Below are 19,254 nucleotides of genomic sequence, written 5' to 3'. Positions count from 1 at the left end.
ACGGCTCGCCGACCGTCGCGCCCGCCCACGGTATCCAGGCCGCCGGCGTAGGCGTCTTCCGCCCGCGCGGCCGCGACGTTCGCAGGCCGAGGGCGTCCCATCAGGCCGTTTGGTTGACCGTGCCGTCCGCGCCGATGCGCAGCCGCGCCTGGGGTGTGCCGCCCGCGCAGGCGGTCTGCTCGGCGCGGGGGTCCGGGCAGATCAGGCGCGGCTGTACCCGTACCTCCGCGGAGATCCGCGTCGGCGCGTCCGCCGGCGTCGTCACGGTCACGGTCACGGGGTCGAGGGTCAGCTGCGGCACGGGCGCGTAGCCGTACCCCGGCCCCGGCCCCGGCAGCTGCACCGGGCCGCACGCCACCGCGTCGGGGCCCGTCGACGCGCCGGGGCAGGGCGCCGTGCTCGTCGGACCGGCGATCGACAGCGGCACGTCCTGCTCGGCGCAGCCCCACGTGCCGCAGGTCCGCAGGTGTACCTGCGGCACGCGGGCCGAGATCGCCTGGTCCACGTCGATACCGAATCCGCGCAGGGGAGCGGCGCCCGGTGCCGATTGGCCGCCGGGGTCTGACGTGCCGCACCCGTTCGTGCCGGACCAGACGCCGACGAGCAGCACCATGAGGAGAAGTCGCTTCACGCTCGATCCGACGCGGTCGTCGCGGTCCCCGTTCCCTGCTGCCGTTGATCGTCTTGGCGGTTCAGCCGAAGGGCACGGTCGCGGCGAAGGGCGACGAAAGGCCGACGGGTTCAGGTTCGGATGAGTGCGCGGATGTGTGCGACCGCCTTCGCGAAGTAGCGGTGTTCGGGCGGGCGGGTGAGGAAGTCGGCCAGGGAGAACAGGTCCAGGGCGCGGGCCACGCGGCGCCAGCCGGGTGGCAGCTCGCCGCCGGCGTCGCGGTAGCCGGCGACGAACGCGTCGGCGAAGGCGTGCGGGCCCGGGTCGCGCAGCATGTTGGCGACGTCGAACAGTGGCGGCCCGGCGAACGCGAACTCCCAGTCGAGGACGGCGGTGACGCGCCACCGGCCGCCCTCGTGGGCGGCGAGGAGGTTCTTCGGGTTGTAGTCGGCGTGGACGAGCGAGCGCCGGCCGGCCAGCGCGCCGAGGTCGGGCGCGGCCTGCCGGGCGTGGCGCAGCAGGGCGTCCTGCTCGGCGGGGGTGAGGTGGCCGCCGGCGTTGCCCTCGCGCAGGCAGCGCTCGACGAACGCGTCGAGGCCGCTCGCCGGTTCGATGCCGGGCGGGCCGGGCGCGAGGTCGCCGCCGCCGAAGAAGCCGGGCGCGGCGAAGGTCACGGTGCCGACGGCGGCCAGCGTCGCGCCGATCGCGCGGCCCAGCGCGGCGGCGGTGCCGGGGTCGGCGCCGGCGAGCAGCCGGTCGACCGGGCAACCGGGCATGTACCGCGACAGCAGCACCGCGCCGGCCTCGTCGGCGGCGAGCACCTCGGCGACGGGCACGGTGCCGGCCAGCCGCCGGGCCAGGGCCGCCTCGACGGCGCAGGCGTTGCGCCCGCGGTAGCGCCGCAGCACGTACCGCTCGTTGAGCAGCACGTTGTCGTTGCTGTAGCCGCCGGTCAGCGGCCGTGCCGAGGTGACCGGCGCGCCGATGGCGGCCTCGGCCCACGCGGCAAGGCGCGGCTCAAGCTCCATGGTGCATGAGGTCGGCGAGCGTCACCGCATCAAGGTAGTCGAGGCGGGCGCGGTTCGCCCGCTCCCAGAGTCGGCGCAGCCGCTCGATGGAGCGGTCCTCGGGGCCGCCCGCGGCCGGGTCGGCGGCGCCGGGGCCGTCGAGCAGGCGCACGATCTCGCCGAGGGTCAGCTCCGCAGCCGGGCGGGCCAGGACGTAGCCGCCGCCCGTGCCGCGCTGGACCTGCACGAGGTCGGCGCGGCGCAGGTCGGCGAGCAGGTCGTAGAGGTATCCGGCCGGGATGTCCTGGGCGTCGGCGACGTCCTGGGCCTTGACGGTCTGCGGCGCGGCCACGGCCAGGGCCACGAGGGCCCGGACCGAGTACTCGATGCGCTTAGGGACCACGATGCACTTTCGGGACCATGAGAGCGGGTCAGACGGCGGCGAGCGTCCGGGCGTTGGCCTCCGGGCTGAAGTACACCGTGTCGCCGGGCTGCACGTCGATCGCCTTCGCCCCGGCCCGGGTGAGCTGCGCCCAGACGTCCACGTCGCCGGCCCGCGCCTCGATGCGCACCTCGAAGCCCAGCGACACGACCCGGGTCACGACGGCCGCGGTGGCGCCCTCGGCGGGCTCCCGGGAGAGTGCCACGTCGTGCGGGCGGACCAGCTTGCCGTCGAGGCGGGTGACCGGGCCGAGGAAGCTCATGACGAACGGGTTCGCCGGGTTCTCGTAGATCTCGTGCGGGCTGCCGGCCTGCTGCACGACGCCGTCGGCGAGCACGACGATCTCGTCGGAGACGTCCATCGCCTCCTCCTGGTCGTGGGTGACGAACACGGTGGTCACGTGGACCTCGTCGTGCAGGCGGCGCAGCCACGTGCGCAGCTCCTTGCGCACCTGCGCGTCGAGGGCCCCGAACGGCTCGTCGAGCAGCAGCACCTGCGGCTCGGGGGCGAGCGCCCGGGCCAGGGCCATGCGCTGGCGCTGGCCGCCGGACAGCTGCGCGGGGTAGCGGTCGGCGAACTGGTCGAGGTGGACGAGCTCGAGCAGCTCCATGACCCGCTTGCGGATGTCCGGCTTCGGGCGGCGGCGGACCTCGAGGCCGAAGGCGACGTTGCGGTACACCGTCATGTGCTTGAACGCCGCGTAGTGCTGGAACACGAAGCCGACGTTGCGCCGCTGCGGGGTGAGCCGCGTGGCGTCGACCTCGTTGATCCGCACGGTGCCGGTGTCGGGCTGCTCGAGGCCGGCGATGACCCGCAGCAGCGTGGACTTGCCGCCGCCGCTCGGGCCGAGCAGCGCGGTCAGCGAACCGGAGTTGATGTCGATGGAGATGTCGCGCAGCACCGGGGTCTTGCCGAACGACTTGTTGACGTCGCGGACTTCGATGGCCATCAGTCGTTCTCTTTCGGCCGCAGGAGCTTGGTGATGAGCAGGATGACGATCGCGATCAGGGCCAGCACGGCCGCGGTGGTGAACGCCGCCGTCTGCTGGTAGTTCTGGTAGCGCTCCTCGACGTACAGCGTGGCGGTCTGGGTCTGGCCGACGAGGCGGCCGGAGACGACGGCGACGGCACCGTACTCGCCGAGGGCCCGGGCCAGGCACAGCACGACGCCGTAGCCCAGCGCGGCCCGGATGCCGGGCACCGTGATGCGCCGGAAGGTCTGCCAGCGGCTCGCGCCGAGGGTGTGCGCGGCCTGCTCCTGCTCGTCGCCCATCTCCTCCAGGACGGGGACGATGGCCCGCACGACGAGCGGCAGCGACACGAAGATGGTGGCGAGCACCATGCCGGGCAGGGAGAAGATGATCTGCAGGCCGTGGGCCTCGAGCCAGCCGCCGACCGGGGCGAACTTGCCGTACACCAGGATGAGCGCCAGCCCCACGACCACCGGCGACACCGCGAGCGGCAGGTCGATGAGCGCGCCGAGCAGCCGCTTGCCGGGGAAGCGGTGCCGCACGAGCAGCAGCGCCGCGCCGACGCCGAAGATGGTGTTGGCCAGCACCGCCCACACCGCCACCGACAGCGTGACGGCGAACGCGTGCGTGGCGTTCTCCGACGTCAGGGTGTCGATCACCGGCCGCAGCCCGTGCTCGAACGTGCGCCACAGGACCAGGCCGATCGGCAGCACGAGCAGGAACAGCAGGTACACCAGGGCGAGGATGCGCAGGGGGTACTTAGCCACGGCGGGCGCTCCAGCGCTGGAAGACGTCGAGCAGGATGAGCACGACGAACGCGACGACAAGCAGCACGGTGGAGATGGCGGCCGCGGCGGTGGTGTCGTCGCTCTCGATGCGGCCGAAGATGTTCACGGCCGACACCTGCGTCTGGAAGGGGATGCTGCCGGTGAGCAGGTTCGTCGAGCCGTACTCGGCGATCGCCCGGGTGAACGCGAGCCCGGCGCCGGAGATCATGGCCGGGGCGAGGTTCGGCAGGATGATGCGCCGGAACGTGGTGAACGGCGAGGCGCCGAGGGAGTAGGCGGCCTGCTCCATGTCCCGGTCGAGCTCCTTGAGCACCGGCTGCACCGTGCGGACCACGAACGGCAGGGTGACGAACAGCAGCGCGACGCCGACGCTCGCCCTGGTGTAGGCGAGGTTGATGTGCAGGGGGCTGCTGGTGCCGTACAGCGCGAGCAGGACCAGGCCGGCGACGATCGTCGGCAGCGCGAACGGCAGGTCGATGAGGGTGTCGACGACGCCCTTGCCCGGGAACTTGTCGCGCACCAGCACCCAGGCGATGACGGTGCCCATCACGACGTTGATGAGCGCGACGACCAGCGACGCGCCGACGGTGAGCTCGAGCGCGGACCAGGCGTCCGGCGTGCGCACCGCCGCCCAGAACGTGTCCCAGCCGCCGTCGGTGGAGCGCCAGACGACGGCGGCGAGCGGGATGAGCACGATGAGGCTCAGGTACAGCACCGCGGTGCCGAGCCCCAGCGCGGTGCCGACCGGCCGGCGCTTGCGGAACACGGGCCCGGCCGGGCCCGGCGCAATGCCGGACCCGGTGGGCTTCTGGACGGCGGTGGCGGTCATGACTTGGAGGCCGCCGGGCTCGGGGCGGCGGACGTGGACACGCCGAGCTTCTGCTCGATGGTGGCCATGACGCTCTGGCCCGGGTCGAACAGCTCCTTGTTCACCTTCGACCAGCCGCCGAGGTCGCCGATGGTGAACAGCCCGGACGGGTTCGGGAACGACGGGCCGCCGGCGTCCTTGACGACCGGGCGGTAGCCGTTCTCGGCGTAGATCTTCTGTGCGGCCGGGGTGTGCAGGAAGTCCAGGAACGCCTTGGCCTCGGCCGGGTGGGCGCTGTTGGTGGTCACCGCGATCGGGTTCTCGATGAGGATCGTGTCGTCCGGCACGGTGTAGTCGACGGCCTGGCCGTTCTTCTGGGCGAAGAGGGCCTCGTTCTCGTAGGAGATGAACGCGTCGCCCTTGCCGCTGGTGAACGTCTGCAGCGAGGCGCGGCCGCTGTTGTCCTGCACGGGCACGTTGTGGAACAGCGCGTCGAGGTAGGCGGCGCCGGCGGCCTTGTCGGTGCCCTTCTTCGACTTGGCGCCGTAGCCGGCGAGGATGTTCCACTTCGCCCCGCCCGAGGTGAACGGGTTGGGGGTGAGCACCTGCACGCCGGACTTGGCCAGGTCGTCCCACGTCTTGATGTTCTTCGGGTTGCCCTTGCGGGTGCCGATGACCGCGACCGAGTCGGTGATCATGCCCTTGTACTGGTCGGAGTTCCAGCCCGCGTCGACGAGCTTCGCGGTGACCAGGCGGGTGATGTCGGGCTCGAGGGAGAACGCGACGATGTCGGCCTTGAGGCCGGCGGCGACGGCGCGGCTCTGGTCGCCCGACGCGCCGTAGGACTGGGTGAACTTGACCTTCTTGCCCGCGTCGGTCTTCTGGAACGCGGCGATGAGCTGCTCGTACGCGGCCTGCGGGGTCGAGTAGGCGACCAGCGCGAGGGTGACCTCGCCGCCGCTGTCGCCGGAGCTGGAGGAGTTGTCGGCGGTGCCGGCGCAAGCGGTCAGCGCGGTCCCGGGGAGGAGTAACGCTGCAGCGACAGCGAGCACACGGGTACGCAGCTTCACGGGGCCATCCTTGAGGTCAAAGTCTACGTTGCCTACTTAATGAGTAGACAATGTAGTGAAGGTGGCCGCCGATCGTCAATCCCACTCAGCCGATGGGATTAGGCGGGTCGCTCGGGGAGCATCCGCTCCTCGTGGTCGAGCTCCCGCTCAAGGCGGCGCAGGCCCTCGTCCGGCAGGTTGCCGGCGTCGCGCCAGCGCAGCAGCTCCTCCCGCTGCGCCTCGATGGCCAGGCGCTGGATGCGCAGCGCCGACTCGTAGCGCTCCGACACCGGCATCTCGTCGGACTCGGCGCTGTCCAGCACGTCGAGGCGGTGCTCGTAGCGCCGCAGCCGCACCTGCAGCTTGTTGCGCAGCGACTCGACGGCCGGCCCGTCGGCCGGGTCGTCGCCCTCGAGCTCGTCGAGGCGGTCCAGCGCGGCCTGCACGGCGGCGACCCGGGCCTCGTTGCGCTGCCGCGCCTCGTCGACCTCGTTGGCCCGCAGCCCCAGCGCCCGCACCAGCGGCGCGAACGTGAGCCCCTGCCCGACGAGTGTGACGAGCACCACCACGAACGTGCAGAACAGCAGCAGGTCGCGGTCGGGGAACGGGTCGCCGGCGTCGGTGGTCAGCGGCAGCGTGAACACGGCCGCGAGGCTGATCACGCCGCGGGTCCCGGCCCAGCTCAGCGCCATGATCTCCCGCCGGGCCAGGCCCTCGTCCTCCCGGCGCAGCAGCAGGTGGGCCGCCTGCGTCAGGCTCAGCCAGACCGGGCGTAGCAGCAGCGTCACGCCGACGGCGACGGCGACCGCGATCACGACGGTGCTGAGGTGGTACTGCTTGAGCCCGCGGATCACCGTGGGCAGCTGCTGGCCGATGAGCAGGAAGACCAGCCCCTCGAGCAGGAAGTCGACCAGCCGCCACACGGCGCTGGTCTGCAGCCGCCCGGCGCCGGTGCCCGACCGGGGCGTGTCGTGCCCGACGATGAGGCCGGCGACGACGACCGCGAGGACGCCGGAGACGTGCAGCTCCTCGCCGATGAGGTAGGCCACGAACGGGGTGGCCAGCGACAGGGCGTTGGCCAGCAGCGGGTCGCGGGCCAGGGGGCGCAGCAGGCGCACGGCATAGGCGACCCCGATCCCGACGGCGGTGCCGCCGGCCGCGGCCAGCAGGAACAGCGCGCCCGCCTTCGGCAGCGAGAACTGCCCGCCCACGGCCGCGGCGACCGCGACGTTGAGGATGGTGAGCGCGGTGGCGTCGTTGAGCAGCCCCTCGCCCTGGATGATGGTGACGAGCCGCGGCGGCAGCCCGACCCGCCGCCCGACGGCGAGCGCGGCGACCGGGTCCGGCGGGGCGACCGCCGCGCCGACGGCGACCCCGGCGGCGAGCGTCGCACCGGCCACGAACAGCGCGAACCCGGCCCCGATGAGCAGTGCGGTGGCGAACACCAGCAGCACCGACAACCCGATCACGATGCGCAGGTTGGCCCGGATGGCCAGCAGCGAGGAGTCCAGGGCGGCGCTGTACAGCAGCGGCGGCAGCACGAACGTCAGCACGATGTGCGGGTCCAGCTCGATGTTGGGCCCGGGCAGCAGCGCGTACAGGATCCCGATGACGGGCAGCAGCGCCGCCGCCGGCAGCCCGGAGCGCTCACCGAGCCACCGCACCGCCGCGATCACGATGACGGCGCCGAGGCCGAGCAGCAGCAGTGTTTCAGGGCTCACCCGTCGACATTAGTCGGGCGTTGTCACCGATCGGGCCAGTTCGTGCAGCGCCCGGGCCGACGGCGAGCCCGGGGCGGCGGTGATGAACACCACTTGCTGGTCGTCGCCGGGCACGTCGAGCACGTCGCAGTCCAGGCGCAGCCGGCCGAGCCGCGGGTGCTCGACCGTCTTGCTGCGGTGGCCGGCCGCGCGGACCGGGTTGGTGTCCCACACGGCCCGGAACTCGGCGCTGGTGCGCAGGTCGGCGAGGAGGCGCCGCAGCGGCTCGTCGCCGGGGTAGCGGTCGGCGGCCGCGCGCAGCCGGGCCACCGCGATCGCGGCGAACTCCTCGGCGCCGCTGCCCAGCGCCGCGCCGCCGCCGAGAAACCGGCGCCGGGCGAGGTTCGGCGCCCGCCGCAGGTCGCCGAGCAGCGCCTCCGCGAGCGGGTTCCAGGCGATGACGTCGTACGTCGCCGCGGTCACCACGGCCGCGGCGCCGGGGATGCGGCCCAGCAGGTCGGCCACGTGCGGGCGCACCCGCCGGGCGGGCCCGGGCGGCGCGGCCGGCGCCGCCCCGGCCAGGCGGAACAGGTGGTCGCGCTCGGCGGCGGTGAGCCGCAGCGCGCCGGCGAGGGCGCCGAGGATCCGCCGCGACGGCTGGGGCCCGCGGGCCTGTTCGAGCCGGGCGTAGTACTCCACCGACATGCTCGCGAGCCCGGCGACCTCCTCGCGGCGCAGCCCGGGCGTGCGCCGGCGCGGCCCGGCCGGCAGGTCCACGTCCGCCGGTCGCAGCGCCTCCCGCCGGTCGCGCAGGAACCGCCCGAGCTCGGTGCGTGCCATGCCGTACCCCCTTCCAGGCCCAGTCTGTACCTGGAAGCGCGCTTCCGCCCGCGCCAGGCTGGGCGTCATGAACATTTCCACGGCATTGGTCACGGGCGCCAACAAGGGGATCGGCTGGCACATCGCCCGGCAGCTGGCCGACGCGGGCCTGACCGTCTACGTCGGCTCCCGCGACCCGGGGCGCGGCGCGGAGGCGGCCGCGCGCATCGGCGCCGGCGCCCGGCCGCTCACCCTGGACGTGACCGACGCGGGCTCGATCGCCGCCGCGGCCGAGCGGGTCGAGGCGCTCGACGTGCTGGTGAACAACGCCGGCATCATCGCCGAGGAGGCCGCCCCGCCGGAGGCGACCGTCGAGGCGTTCCGCCGCACGTACGAGACGAACGTCTTCGGCGTCCTCGCCGTCACCAACGCGTTCCTGCCGGCGCTGCGCCGCTCGGAGCATCCGCGGATCGTGAACATCTCCAGCGGTACCGGATCCATCTCCGCCAGTGCGGACGGCCCGCAGGCGCGGCACGCGGCCGGCAGCGGCGCGGCCTACCGCTCCTCCAAGGCCGCCCTCAACGCCCTCACGCTCTTCTACGCGCAGGCCCTCGACGAGGCCGGCTTCAGGGTCAACGCCCTGGCGCCGGGCCTGCGCCGCACCGACCTGAACCCGCGGGCCCGGGCCGCCGACGGCGACCCGGCCGAGGCCGCGGCCGCCGCGGTCCGCCTGGCCCTGCTCGGCGACGACGGCCCGACCGGCCGCTTCCACTCGTGGGACGGCACCGAGATGCCCTGGTGAACGCGGCTACCCCGCGGCGCGCAGGGCCGGGTCAGGTTCGGCGCCCATGGCCGCGATGACGGTACTGAAGAAGCAGCGCGCCGCCGCCGCGAGCGCGACGTCGAGGATCTCCGGGTCGCTCAGGCCGTGGCGGCGCAGCGCCTCGACGTCGTCGGCGGTGATGCCGTTCGGGTCGCTGGCGACGCGCTCGGCGAAGTCCATGACCGCGGCGTCGACCGGCGGCAGGGCGCCGTGGCGGTCCTCGGCGATGCGGCGCACTTCGGCGGCGTCGTAGAACCGGTCGCGCAGCACCTTCTCGTGGGCGAGCGTGCAGTAGTCCGAGCCGAGGCGGCGGGCCGCGGCGAGGGTCGCCAGCTCGAAGCGGCGCAGGTCCATGGCGCCCTTGATGGCCTGGCCCAGGCCCTGCCAGGCGGCGATCGCGCCGGGGCGGTGGGCGAGGGCGCGGGTGTAGTTGGCGACGTACCCGAGGCGCTCGCGGTCCTCGGCGTACAGGCGGGCGACGGCCGGGTCGCTCTCCTGCGGCGGTTCCAGGTAGGACATGCGCCTGACGGTAGACCGGGCCGCCGGCGCCGCGCATGGGCAACTCTGCCCATGTTGGGCCGCCTACCGGGCGGCGCGGTCCTCCAGGGCGGCGATGATGTCGGCGCTGACCACCTCGACCGGGCGCACCGCGTCGACGGTGAGCAGGATGCCGCGCCGGGCGTAGAACGCCAGGACGGGCTGCGTCACCTCGCGGTACAGCTTCAGCCGCTGGTGGATGACGGCCTCGGTGTCGTCGGTGCGGTGCTCGATCTCGGCCCGCTTGAGCAGCCGCCGTATGAGCTCGTCGTCGTCCGCGGCGAGGTGCAGCGCGACCTGGGCGGTCATCTGCAGCTCCAGCGCCACCCGGTAGGCGGCCAGGGCCTGCGCCATCGTCCGCGGCACGCCGTCGAGCACGTACCCGCCGCCGTCCGCCCGCGCCTGCGTCAGCCCCTGCCGCATGAGCTCGAGGACCACGTCGTCGGGCACGAGGTCGCCGCGCTCGAGGTACCGCTGCACGCTGCGGCCGAGCGGCGTGCCCTCGGCCACGTTCCGGCGCAGCAGGTCGCCGATGGCCACCCGGGTCAGGTGGAAGTGCTCGGCGATGACCGCACCCTGCGTTCCCTTGCCCGCGCCGGGCGGCGCAATCATCAACACCCGCACCACGCCCACGCTAACGCAGTTCCTATTCGTCCGGAAGAATGGGCACGTCGGCGTGACCTGTCGTTGCTGGAGAACGTCTGCCCGGTGGCTCGCTGGAGCAGATCACCGCGGTGCCTCGATGAATGCCATCAGGTTTCGGTAGCTGTCCTCATCGCCCAGGGCACCGGCCAAGCTCGCCGTAACTGCTGGCGACGCCGGCCTGGTCGCCGAGCTGCTCGTCGATGTCCCACGATTGCCGGTAGCGCCGTTCGGCCTCGGCATAGTCGCCACGATTCTGGGCGAGCATGCCGAGCTGGTGATACGTGTCACTCAGGGCGGCCCCGTCACCCAACTGTCGTTGGATGCCCACCGCCTTCGACGTCGACGTGTCCCGTGCGGCGCCTCGGCCTGACAGGGGCGGTCGCGGCCGCGATCACGTTCGGGGCGGTGTTCGCGTTGTCTTCGTCGCGGTGCGCAGCTTCCCGTGGATGTGGGGCGTGCTCGCCGGGTTCGCCGTCGTGGGGCCGTTCGCGCTCGTGTCGACCGGCCGGTTGCGCGCCGTGGCCCGCCGCTGCCTGGAGGTCGCCGGCTGAGGTTCAGGTGCGGCTGTCGGCCGCTCGGTGGCGCGCTGTGGCCCGCCGCTGCCTGGAGGTCGGCGGCTGAGGCTCAGGTGCGGGCTGTCGACCGTCCGGTGGCGCGCCGCGGGACGGCGCCAACTCGACGTCGTCGGTTGAGGCTCAGGTGTGGCGTGAGGCCGCCGATGTCCACGGTGAGAGATGCCGGCAGGACGGAAGTGGGTGCGTCATGGGTGCGGACAACGGCAGCGGCGGGTGGCTCGCCGATCGGCGAATCCGCACGAAGTTCCTGTTCGCGCTCGTCGCCATGGCGCTGACGGCCGTGCTGACCGGCGGTCTGGCGCTGTCGCGGATGTCGGCGATGAACGACAAGGTCAGCCGGCTGCGGGCCGAGAACGTGCAGGACCTGGTGCTGCTCAGCGACATCCGCGGCGCCCAGTCGCTGATCAACCACAACGCCGCCATGCAGCTCGGGGCCAACGGCGACCCACAGGTGATCGCGGCGGCGGGCAAGGGGACGGCCGACGCGGTGGCGCAGCTCAACGTGGCCCTCACGGCGTACCTCAAGCAGCCCATGACCCCGGCCGCCCAGCAGATCGTGGACCAGTTCACGACCCTGTGGCGGCAGTTCACCGGGGCCATGGCCGACCTCGCCGCCGGGCGGCCGCCGGGCATCGACTTCAACGTCGTCGTGCCCGGCATGGAGGCGGCCGTCGCCAAGCTCGCCGCGCAGCAGACCGCCGACGCCGACGCGGCCGTCGCCGACGCTCACTCGCAGTACTCGACGGCCCGCCTGCAGGTCGCCCTCGCGCTCATCATCGGGCTGGTGGTGGCGACGGGCATCGCGATGTACATCGCCGGGACCATCACCCGCCGGCTCAGCCCCGTCGTCGACGCGATGGACGCGATGGCCGCGGGGGACCTGTCGCGTGAGGCCGGCGTGGCCGGGCGCGACGAGATCGGGGCGATGGCCGGCGCCGTCGACCGGGCCACGGCCAGCGTCCGGGAGACCGTCGGCGCGCTCGCCCGCAGCGCCGAGCTCGTCGCCCGCAGCTCCAGCCAGCTCGACGCGGTCACCGCCGGGGTCGCCGGCAGCGCCCGGGCCGTGTCCGAGCGGGCCCGCGCCGCCGACGCGACCGCCGAGGGGGTCTCCGGCAACGTGCAGACCGTGGCCGCCGCCTCCGACGAGATGTCCGCGTCGATCCGCGAGATCGCCCGCAACGCCAGCGAGGGAGCCCGGGTCGCCGCCCAGGCCGTCACCGTCGTCACCGCCACCAACGAGACGGTCACGAAGCTCGGCGACTCCTCCGCCGAGATCGGCAACGTCGTCAAGGTGATCACGTCGATCGCCGAGCAGACGAACCTGCTCGCCCTCAACGCGACCATCGAGGCGGCCCGCGCCGGGGAGGCCGGCAAGGGCTTCGCCGTCGTCGCCGGCGAGGTCAAGGAGCTGGCCCAGGAGACCGCGCGGGCCACCGAGGACATCGCCACCCGGGTGCAGGCCATCCAGGCCGACACCGCCGGCGCCGTCGCCGCGATCGAGCAGATCAGCGCCATCATCGCGCAGATCAGCCAGTACCAGACGACGATCGCCTCGGCCGTCGACGAGCAGACCGCCACGACCGGCGAGATGACCAGGAACGTCGGCGAGGCGGCGGGCGGTGCGCGTACCATCGCCGCCACCATCGCGGAGGTCGCCGCCGCGGCGGAGGAGACCAACCGCAGCGTCGCCGCCGGCCGCGAGGCCAGCGTCGAGCTGGCCGGGCTCTCCGGCGAGCTGCAGCGGCTGGTGTCGCGCTTCAAACACCGGTAGAACTGCGGTCATGCGGTTGGTACAGGTGGCGCAGCGCGCCGAGGACCTCGAGCGGGCCACGACGTTCTACGCGCAGCTGCTCGGCGCCGCCCCGCGCGCCACCTACGACCCGCCCGGCCTGGTCTTCTTCGACCTCGACGGGGTCCGCCTGCTGCTGGAGCGCGGCGCGCCGTCCGCCCTGCTGTATCTCGCCGTCGACGACATCGACGCCGCCGTGCAACGGCTGCGCGCCGCCGGAGCCCCGATCCGCTCCGAGCCGCACATGATCTTCGCCCACGCCGACGACGCGCTCGGCCCGGCCGGCACCCAGGAGTGGCAGGCCGCGGTCGAGGACAGCGAGGGCAACCTCGTCGTGCTCGTCGAGCAGCGCCCGGCCGGGTAGGCACGGGCGGTACAGTCGCGGCATGCTGCGCATCGGCGTGCTCGGCGCCGCCCGGATCGCACCCGCCGCCATCGTCCGCCCGGCCCGCGCCGTCGAAGGGGTCGCGGTCACGGCCGTCGCCGCCCGCGACCGCGACCGGGCCGCCTCCTTCGCCGGCAAGCACGGCATCGGCACCGTCCACGCGGGCTACGCCGAGCTGCTCGCCGACCCTTCCCTGGACGCGGTGTACAACCCGCTGCCCAACGGCCTGCACGCCGAGTGGACCCTGGCGGCCCTCGCCGCCGGCAAGCACGTGCTGTGCGAGAAGCCGCTCACCGCCAATGCGGCCGAGGCCCGCGCCGTGGCCGAGGCCGCCCGGACCTCCGGGCTCGTCGTCATGGAGGCCTTCCATTATCGGTACCACCCGTTGATGGCCCGCGCGCTGGAGCTCCTGCCGAGCCTCGGCGCCCCGCGCCGCGTCGAGACGTCGCTGGCGTTCCCGCTGCCGAGGTTCGGCGACATCCGGTACAACCTGTCCCTGGCCGGCGGCGCCATGATGGACGCCGGCTGCTACGCGGTCCACGCCCTGCGCACCCTGGCCGGCGCCGAGCCCACGGTCGCGTCGGCCCGCGCCCGGCTGCAGAAGCCCGGCGTCGACCGCGCGATGACGGCGTCGTACACCTTCCCGGGCGGCGCCACCGGCGCGACCACCGCCAGCCTGTGGTCCCGCCGCCTGCTGAGCCTGTCGGCGCGGTACACCGGCAGCGAAGGCTCACTGAAGATCTTCAACTACGTGATGCCGAGCGCCTACCACCGCCTGACGGTGACCGTCGCCGGCCGCACGACCCACGAACGCGTCCCCGGATCGGCGACGTACGTCCACCAGCTGCGCGCCTTCGCGGCGGCCGTCGCCGGCGACGCGTCGGCCAACCTGACCCCGCCGCCGGACTCGATCGCCAACATGACGGTCATCGACGCCGTGTACACCGCCGCCGGCCTCACCCCGCGCGGCTGACTTTCTTACGGTTCCGGAACGCCCATTGCGCGCCGGCGGCCGGCGCCCCATCGTGGAGGCCATGCGGTGGGTCTTCGTCATCGTCGGCGCCCTGCTGACGCTGTCCGGCGCGGTGTGGACGCTGCAGGGCCTGAACGTGCTGGGCGGCAGCGCGATGAGCGGCGCGACGATGTGGGCGATCATCGGCCCGATCGTCGCCGTGATCGGCCTGATCCTGCTGTTCTCCGGGGTCCGCCGCTTCCGCAGCTGAGGGTTCACGGCTGGAGCGCGACGTCGCGCTCCGCCGGCCCGTCGTACCTGGAGCACGAGAAGGCCAGCCGGTCGGCGGCTCGCCTTCGACATCGCCACGGCGATGTGCGCCGCGGGCCTGCTGATGCTGGGCCTGCTCCATCGCGCAAGCTGACCCGCGAAGAGGTGGCCGCCGGCATGGGCGTCATCGCAGGGCGGTGCGGGTCGCCCGGCGAGATCCGATGTTTACCGGGCGCGCGTTCAGCAATCCACCGATTTCAGTGGCGATTGCCGATTGACAACCGCGATACATCCAATGTCTACTCGACACGTCGGCGTACAAGGTTCATCCCTTCCTCCCTCACGTCTTGAGGAGCGTCGATGCAATTCCGATGGCGTCCCGCCGCGCTGGTGTCCCGGAGCGCGGCCGCCTTGCCCCCGGCCCTTGGCCCGGCGTTGACCACGACCAGTGCCGCCGCCCCGACCGTGCGGTCCGCCGCATCCACCCGCGGCGGTCGAGGCGCCGCTGCCCGATATCTGCGGAAGGTGGCGGTAGCCGGTTCGGTCTCCGTCGCCGCGGCGGCCGTGTTCGTCAGCGTGCAGGCACTCGCGGCCACCGGGGTGACGCTGTACGCTTCGCCGTCCGGAACGGGAGGCGCTTGCACACAGGCCGCGCCGTGTTCGCTGCCGGGTGCGCAGGGTGCGGTCCGGACCTCGCTCGCGGCCAACCCCGGCGCCGACGTCAGCGTCCTGCTCGCGGACGGCGTCTACCGGCTGTCGAGCACGTGGCAGTTCGGGGCCGCAGACTCGGGCAGTGCGGGCCATCCCGTGGTGTGGTCGGCGGCGCCGGGGGCGCACCCGGTCATCTCCGGCGCGACACGGGTCACCGGGTGGACCCAGGTGGGGACGAGCGCCGTGTGGTCGGCGGCGACTCCGCCGGCAAGTGCCACCCGTCAGCTGTACGTGGACGGTACGCAGGCGCCGCTCGCCCAGTCCACGCCGTCCGGGCTTGGCATGTCCGGCGGGTGGGCCGGCTCCTCGACCGGGTACAACATCGGAGGCGACCCGGCCGCGAAGGCATGGTTCGGCAGTCTCACCGCCGCGCAGGTCGCCAACGTGGAGTTCGCCTATCCCGGCGGCAACGGCCCGTGGACGGAGTCGCGGTGCCGGGTGGCCTCGTACTCGGCCAGTTCGAGCACGTTGACGATGACCCAGCCGTGCTGGACCGACGTCACGGACCGGGCGCAGTTCAGCCAGGGCAGCGGCGGCCTGCCGTCGATGTCTGTCAACACCATGCCCGCCCGGATCATGAACGCGCGGAACCTGCTGCTCAGCCCCGGGCAGTGGTACCTCGACGGCCCCGCGAACACGCTGTACTACATGCCGCGCCCCGGCCAGTCGATGTCGGCGGCGGACGTCGAACTCCCGCGCCTTGAGTCACTGGTCCAGGGCGCCGGCACCCTCGCGGCTGCGCTGCACGACATCACCTTCAGCGGCCTGCAGTTCTCGTACGCGACGTGGAACGGCCCGTCGACCGGCGCCGGATTCGCCGAGGTCCAGAGCAACCTGCGCATGACCGGTGCCCGCAACCAGGGCATGTGCACGTTCTCCAACCCGGCCGGCAGCTGCCCGTGGGGCGCCCTGACCCAGCCACTGGGCAACATCGCGTTCACCGCCACCAGGAACCTCACCCTCACCGGCAACCGGTTCTCCGAGCTCGGTGGCGCGGGCCTGAGCGTCATGTACGGCGCCTCGAACACGCTGATCGACAGCAACGAATTTACGGACATCGCCTCGACAGCGCTGCTGCTGGGCTGCACCTACGACCCGCTCCCGACCGACCCCGCGCAAGCCGCGGGCATCAAGCAGAACTGCACGCCGAACCCTTCGGCGGTGGCCGGCGACACCATCGGTACCAACGAGATTCTGACCAACACCACCGTGTCCAACAACGTCATCCACCACATCGGCACCGACTACTCCGCCGCCTGCGGCATCACGTTGCTGTTCTCCCAGGGCACGAGCATCCAGAACAACAACCTGTACGACCTGCCGTACACCGGCATCACCGCCGGGGTCATCCAGGGCCACGTCGACCAGGCGAGCACGCCGCAGAATTCGACGAACATCAACAAGAACAACACGATCAAGAACAACGTCATCCACGAGTACATGTCGGTGCGCAGCGACGGCGGCGCCATCTACGTCGAGGGCCATCAGGCCCAGTACGTGTACCAGCCCGGCACCACGACGATCGACCCGGCGGCCACGCTGGCGCAGGGCCTGCAGGTCACCGGGAACATCGCGTACAACGGCGGCAACACCAACTTCACCTACTACGACGACGCCGGCTCGGAGTGGATCAACTGGCAGGGCAACGTCGCGTTCAGCCACGCCGGCAGCGCGGCCCAGGGTGGCTGCAGCTCGACCGGCCACTTCTGGATCACCGGAAACTTCTTCGCGGCCGGCGCGCAGGCCTATGTCTGCGCCGCGCCGGTCGACTCGAACGCGAGCGGGAACACGACCATCGCCGACACCCCCGGCGTCGGCGTCGTCCCGAACGCCAAACTCACCGCCGCCGGGACCGGCCTCGCCGGCACGGGTCCGGCCGGCGCGCGCAGCCCGCAGATCTTCTACGTCTCGCCGACCGCCGGCGTCACGCAGGTGCTGGTCGCGGGCGAAGGCTTCACGTCCAGCACGCCCGTCTACGTCGGCAGCACCCAGGTCAGCAATGTGACCCGCCTGTCGAGCGGCTTCCTCATCGTGCCGATCACGCCCGGCACCCGGGCCTCGCTCATCGGCGTGGGCCGGCCCGTCGCATCCGAACGCATCAACGACACCGACCCGTCGATCAGCTACAGCAACTTCGCCCTTGCCTCCAATCGGGGCCTCGGCGACTACCAGGACGACGTCCACTACGCCACCGCCAACGGGGCGACCGCGACGTTCACCTTCACCGGAACCGGCATCCAGGTCTACGGCGAGCAGAACACCGATCAGGGCAACATCGGTGTACGCATTGACGGAGGCACCCAGACCACGGTCAGCACCGTGCCCAGCGACGGAACGCGACACTCCAACGTTGCCGTCTACACCGCCACCGGCCTGACATCGGCGACGCACACCGTCGTGGTCACCAAGCTGTCCGGCACGTACAGCACCCTGGACGGGTTCCAGGTCTCGGGGCAGTCCGGCCCGGCGAACCCGCAATCATCGATCAGCCTCCGTTCGCACGCGAACAGCAGGTACGTGTGCGCCGACAATGCGGGGAGCCAGCCGCTCATCGCCAACCGCACGGCCATCGGGCCGTGGGAGACGTTCGACGTGCTGGACGCGGGCAACGGCGCCGTCGCGCTGCGCTCACGGGCGAACAACCTCATCGTGACCGCGGACAACGCGGGAGCGCAGCCGCTGATCGCCAGCCGGACCGCGATCGGGCCGTGGGAGAGCTTCCAGCTCATCAACAACGCCGACGGCAGCGTCAGCCTCAAGGCCCTGGCCAACAACCGGTACGTCACCGCCGAGAACGCCGGCGCGCAGCCGCTGATCGCCAACCGGACCACGATCGGCCAATGGGAGGAGTTCGATCTCATCAACGACTGACTGCCTGTGACGACGTCGCGGACGAGCGGTGCGGGGACCTTCTCCGCACGGCTCGTGCGCGGTCAGGCGAAGTCGGACGACGACATGCCGGCGGGGTGGCCGGGCGGCCACTGGACGAGCTCGATGCGGTAGCCGTCGGGGTCGGTGAGCATCGACGTCCGCATGCCCCCGCCCAGGTCGTTGAGCGGCTCGGCCTCGACGCCCCGGCCGGCCAGCTCGGCGATCGTGGCGGCGAGGTCGTCGACCTGGATCACGAGGTGGTTGACGGCGCCGATGTCCGTGACCGGCCGCGCCGGGTCGTGGACGAGCTCGAGGCTGACGAACGGGTCGCCGGGGAGCTGCAGCATGGTGAGGCTGCCGTACGGCGTGTCCGGGACCGTGCCGACCTTCGCGTACCCGACCGCGGTGTAGAAGGCGAGCGACCGCTCCAGGTCGGTGACCCGGAGCCCGGGATGCAGCATGCGCATGCGACGCAGACTAGCCCGGCCCGAGGCGAGCGGGGCCGGCCGGCGGCGCCGGGGCGGGCTCCTTGAGCTCGACAAAGATGCTGTGCGTCGGCGTCGTGCCGGTGTTCTCGCCCGTGTGCTCCTGGGCGCCGACCCACCGGACCGAACCCGCCTCGAGCGTCACGTCGACCGACCGGCCGCCCGATGACACGCGGCGGTCGAAGGAGGTCAGGGTCACCATCACGCTGTCCGGGTGACGGTGCGGGTGGGTCCGGTCGCCGGGCGCGTCGCGGTACTCCAGCACGCGCACCCGCTCGTTCTCGAAGACCACGCGGTAGTGCTCCGGGTCGCTGACCGTCGGGTCGAGCGCTTCATGGGACTCCAGTACCATGGGACCACGGTACCATGAAGCCCGATGAGCGTTCCATATGAGGCGACCGGGCGCACCGGGCAGAAGGCGAAGACCCGGCAGGCGCTCGTGCAGGCCACGCGCGAGCTGCTGGGGGAGGGGTGCACGCCGCAGGTCGAGGAGGCCGCCGAGCGCGCCGGGATCTCGCGGACCACCGCCTACCGGTACTTCCCCAACCAGCGCAGCCTGCTGCTCGCCGCGCACCCCCAGATCTCGCCGGACCGCCTGCTCGGCGACGACGCGCCGGCCGACGCGGTCGCCCGGCTGGATGCCTTCATGGCGGCGTTCTCGCGCTACAACTTCGCCTGGGAGCCGCAGCTGCGCGCCTCGCTGCGGCTGTCGCTCGAGCCCGAGGCGGGGCGCACGGCCCTGCGGCAGGGGCGGGCGATCGGGTGGATCGAGGACGCGCTGCGGCCGTTGCGGGACAGCCACCCGCACATCGACATCACCGCGCTGGCCGTGGCGATCCGCTCCGCGACCGGGATCGAGACGCTCATCTGGCTCGTCGACATCGCCGGGCAGAGCCGGGCGGAGGCCGCCGAAACCGTGCGGCGCACGGCGCAGGCCCTGCTGGCCCAGGCCCTGCCGGCGCCCAAGCCATAACGAATCATTAAAACATCGACATACTTGACTTGCGGCGGAGGTGGA

22 protein-coding genes are annotated in these 19,254 nt (G+C 72.6%); 8 read left to right on the top strand and 14 right to left on the bottom strand.

Annotated features, from left to right (window positions below; genetic code table 11):
* Positions 1 to 100: 100 nt before the first annotated feature.
* The 9 genes from ACQEVU_RS26935 to ACQEVU_RS26895 form a co-directional block, all read right to left on the bottom strand.
* Positions 101 to 631: a hypothetical protein gene (locus tag ACQEVU_RS26935; protein ID WP_433328194.1), complete on the bottom strand. Its 531-nt coding sequence runs from the start codon at positions 629 to 631 to the stop codon at positions 101 to 103.
* 110 nt (positions 632 to 741) lie between these two features.
* On the bottom strand, positions 742 to 1,638 hold the full coding sequence (locus tag ACQEVU_RS26930; protein WP_433328192.1) for a phosphotransferase: 897 nt from the start codon (positions 1,636 to 1,638) through the stop codon (positions 742 to 744).
* A complete protein-coding gene (locus tag ACQEVU_RS26925; protein WP_433328190.1) occupies positions 1,628 to 2,020 on the bottom strand; it encodes an RrF2 family transcriptional regulator in 393 nt (130 codons plus the stop codon). Before ACQEVU_RS26925 ends, ACQEVU_RS26930 begins: the two co-directional genes overlap by 11 nt.
* Positions 2,021 to 2,048: 28 nt before the next feature.
* On the bottom strand, positions 2,049 to 3,008 hold the full coding sequence (locus ACQEVU_RS26920) for a sulfate/molybdate ABC transporter ATP-binding protein (RefSeq protein ID WP_433328188.1): 960 nt from the start codon (positions 3,006 to 3,008) through the stop codon (positions 2,049 to 2,051).
* Positions 3,008 to 3,796: a sulfate ABC transporter permease gene (locus tag ACQEVU_RS26915; protein WP_433328186.1), complete on the bottom strand. Its 789-nt coding sequence runs from the start codon at positions 3,794 to 3,796 to the stop codon at positions 3,008 to 3,010. The genes ACQEVU_RS26920 and ACQEVU_RS26915 overlap by 1 nt, the downstream gene beginning before the upstream one ends.
* Complete coding sequence (gene cysT, locus ACQEVU_RS26910; RefSeq protein WP_433328184.1) at positions 3,789 to 4,646, bottom strand: sulfate ABC transporter permease subunit CysT; 858 nt, start codon at positions 4,644 to 4,646, stop codon at positions 3,789 to 3,791. Before cysT ends, ACQEVU_RS26915 begins: the two co-directional genes overlap by 8 nt.
* The gene (locus tag ACQEVU_RS26905; protein WP_433328182.1) at positions 4,643 to 5,695 is read right to left on the bottom strand and encodes a sulfate ABC transporter substrate-binding protein; all 1,053 of its coding nucleotides are present in this window, start codon (positions 5,693 to 5,695) and stop codon (positions 4,643 to 4,645) included. Before ACQEVU_RS26905 ends, cysT begins: the two co-directional genes overlap by 4 nt.
* A 98-nt stretch (positions 5,696 to 5,793) precedes the next feature.
* On the bottom strand, positions 5,794 to 7,395 hold the full coding sequence (locus tag ACQEVU_RS26900; protein ID WP_433328180.1) for a Na+/H+ antiporter: 1,602 nt from the start codon (positions 7,393 to 7,395) through the stop codon (positions 5,794 to 5,796).
* A gap of 9 nt (positions 7,396 to 7,404) precedes the next feature.
* On the bottom strand, positions 7,405 to 8,214 hold the full coding sequence (locus ACQEVU_RS26895; RefSeq protein ID WP_433328178.1) for a helix-turn-helix transcriptional regulator: 810 nt from the start codon (positions 8,212 to 8,214) through the stop codon (positions 7,405 to 7,407).
* Positions 8,215 to 8,281: 67 nt separating this feature from the next.
* On the opposite strand from ACQEVU_RS26895, the gene ACQEVU_RS26890 reads away from it, so the two are divergent.
* Positions 8,282 to 8,995: an SDR family NAD(P)-dependent oxidoreductase gene (locus ACQEVU_RS26890; protein ID WP_433328176.1), complete on the top strand. Its 714-nt coding sequence runs from the start codon at positions 8,282 to 8,284 to the stop codon at positions 8,993 to 8,995.
* 6 nt (positions 8,996 to 9,001) lie between these two features.
* Here the strand turns inward: ACQEVU_RS26890 and ACQEVU_RS26885 are convergent, their stop codons facing one another.
* From ACQEVU_RS26885 to ACQEVU_RS26875, 3 genes are all read right to left on the bottom strand, one after another.
* Entirely contained in the window at positions 9,002 to 9,535 is a 534-nt protein-coding gene (locus ACQEVU_RS26885; protein ID WP_433328174.1) for a carboxymuconolactone decarboxylase family protein, read from the bottom strand.
* A gap of 63 nt (positions 9,536 to 9,598) precedes the next feature.
* On the bottom strand, positions 9,599 to 10,177 hold the full coding sequence (locus ACQEVU_RS26880) for an adenylate kinase (protein ID WP_433328172.1): 579 nt from the start codon (positions 10,175 to 10,177) through the stop codon (positions 9,599 to 9,601).
* Between the two features lie 148 nt (positions 10,178 to 10,325).
* Positions 10,326 to 10,526: a tetratricopeptide repeat protein gene (locus ACQEVU_RS26875; protein ID WP_433328170.1), complete on the bottom strand. Its 201-nt coding sequence runs from the start codon at positions 10,524 to 10,526 to the stop codon at positions 10,326 to 10,328.
* Between the two features lie 100 nt (positions 10,527 to 10,626).
* Between ACQEVU_RS26875 and ACQEVU_RS26870 the strand changes: the two genes are divergently transcribed.
* The 6 genes from ACQEVU_RS26870 to ACQEVU_RS26845 all read left to right on the top strand — a co-directional run bounded on the left by ACQEVU_RS26870 (position 10,627) and on the right by ACQEVU_RS26845 (position 17,751).
* Positions 10,627 to 10,749: a hypothetical protein gene (locus ACQEVU_RS26870; RefSeq protein WP_433328168.1), complete on the top strand. Its 123-nt coding sequence runs from the start codon at positions 10,627 to 10,629 to the stop codon at positions 10,747 to 10,749.
* Positions 10,750 to 10,960: 211 nt separating this feature from the next.
* The gene (locus ACQEVU_RS26865) at positions 10,961 to 12,544 is read left to right on the top strand and encodes a methyl-accepting chemotaxis protein (RefSeq protein WP_433328166.1); all 1,584 of its coding nucleotides are present in this window, start codon (positions 10,961 to 10,963) and stop codon (positions 12,542 to 12,544) included.
* 10 nt (positions 12,545 to 12,554) lie between these two features.
* Positions 12,555 to 12,926 (top strand): VOC family protein, encoded by a 372-nt coding sequence (locus ACQEVU_RS26860; protein WP_433328164.1) that lies wholly within the window; start codon positions 12,555 to 12,557, stop codon positions 12,924 to 12,926.
* 22 nt (positions 12,927 to 12,948) lie between these two features.
* A complete protein-coding gene (locus tag ACQEVU_RS26855) occupies positions 12,949 to 13,920 on the top strand; it encodes a Gfo/Idh/MocA family protein (RefSeq protein WP_433328162.1) in 972 nt (323 codons plus the stop codon).
* Between the two features lie 61 nt (positions 13,921 to 13,981).
* Complete coding sequence (locus ACQEVU_RS26850) at positions 13,982 to 14,170, top strand: hypothetical protein (RefSeq protein ID WP_433328160.1); 189 nt, start codon at positions 13,982 to 13,984, stop codon at positions 14,168 to 14,170.
* A 524-nt stretch (positions 14,171 to 14,694) separates the two neighbouring features.
* On the top strand, positions 14,695 to 17,751 hold the full coding sequence (locus tag ACQEVU_RS26845) for a hypothetical protein (RefSeq protein WP_433328158.1): 3,057 nt from the start codon (positions 14,695 to 14,697) through the stop codon (positions 17,749 to 17,751).
* 62 nt (positions 17,752 to 17,813) lie between these two features.
* Here ACQEVU_RS26845 and ACQEVU_RS26840 read toward each other — a convergent pair whose 3' ends face one another.
* Positions 17,814 to 18,218, bottom strand: coding sequence for a VOC family protein (locus tag ACQEVU_RS26840; protein ID WP_433328156.1), 405 nt, complete (start codon positions 18,216 to 18,218; stop codon positions 17,814 to 17,816).
* A gap of 10 nt (positions 18,219 to 18,228) precedes the next feature.
* On the bottom strand, positions 18,229 to 18,588 hold the full coding sequence (locus ACQEVU_RS26835) for a cytoplasmic protein (RefSeq protein WP_433328154.1): 360 nt from the start codon (positions 18,586 to 18,588) through the stop codon (positions 18,229 to 18,231).
* Positions 18,589 to 18,612: 24 nt separating this feature from the next.
* Here ACQEVU_RS26835 and ACQEVU_RS26830 point away from each other — a divergent pair, with 24 nt between their 5' ends.
* Positions 18,613 to 19,209 (top strand): TetR/AcrR family transcriptional regulator, encoded by a 597-nt coding sequence (locus ACQEVU_RS26830; RefSeq protein ID WP_433328152.1) that lies wholly within the window; start codon positions 18,613 to 18,615, stop codon positions 19,207 to 19,209.
* The last annotated feature ends 45 nt before the right edge of the window (positions 19,210 to 19,254 follow it).

The sequence above is a fragment of the Dactylosporangium sp. CA-139066 genome (assembly GCF_050936175.1).
Classification (GTDB): domain Bacteria; phylum Actinomycetota; class Actinomycetes; order Mycobacteriales; family Micromonosporaceae; genus Dactylosporangium.
The sequence above is the reverse complement of the archived record's forward strand: the minus strand, read 5'-3'. Positions and strand labels throughout refer to the sequence as shown.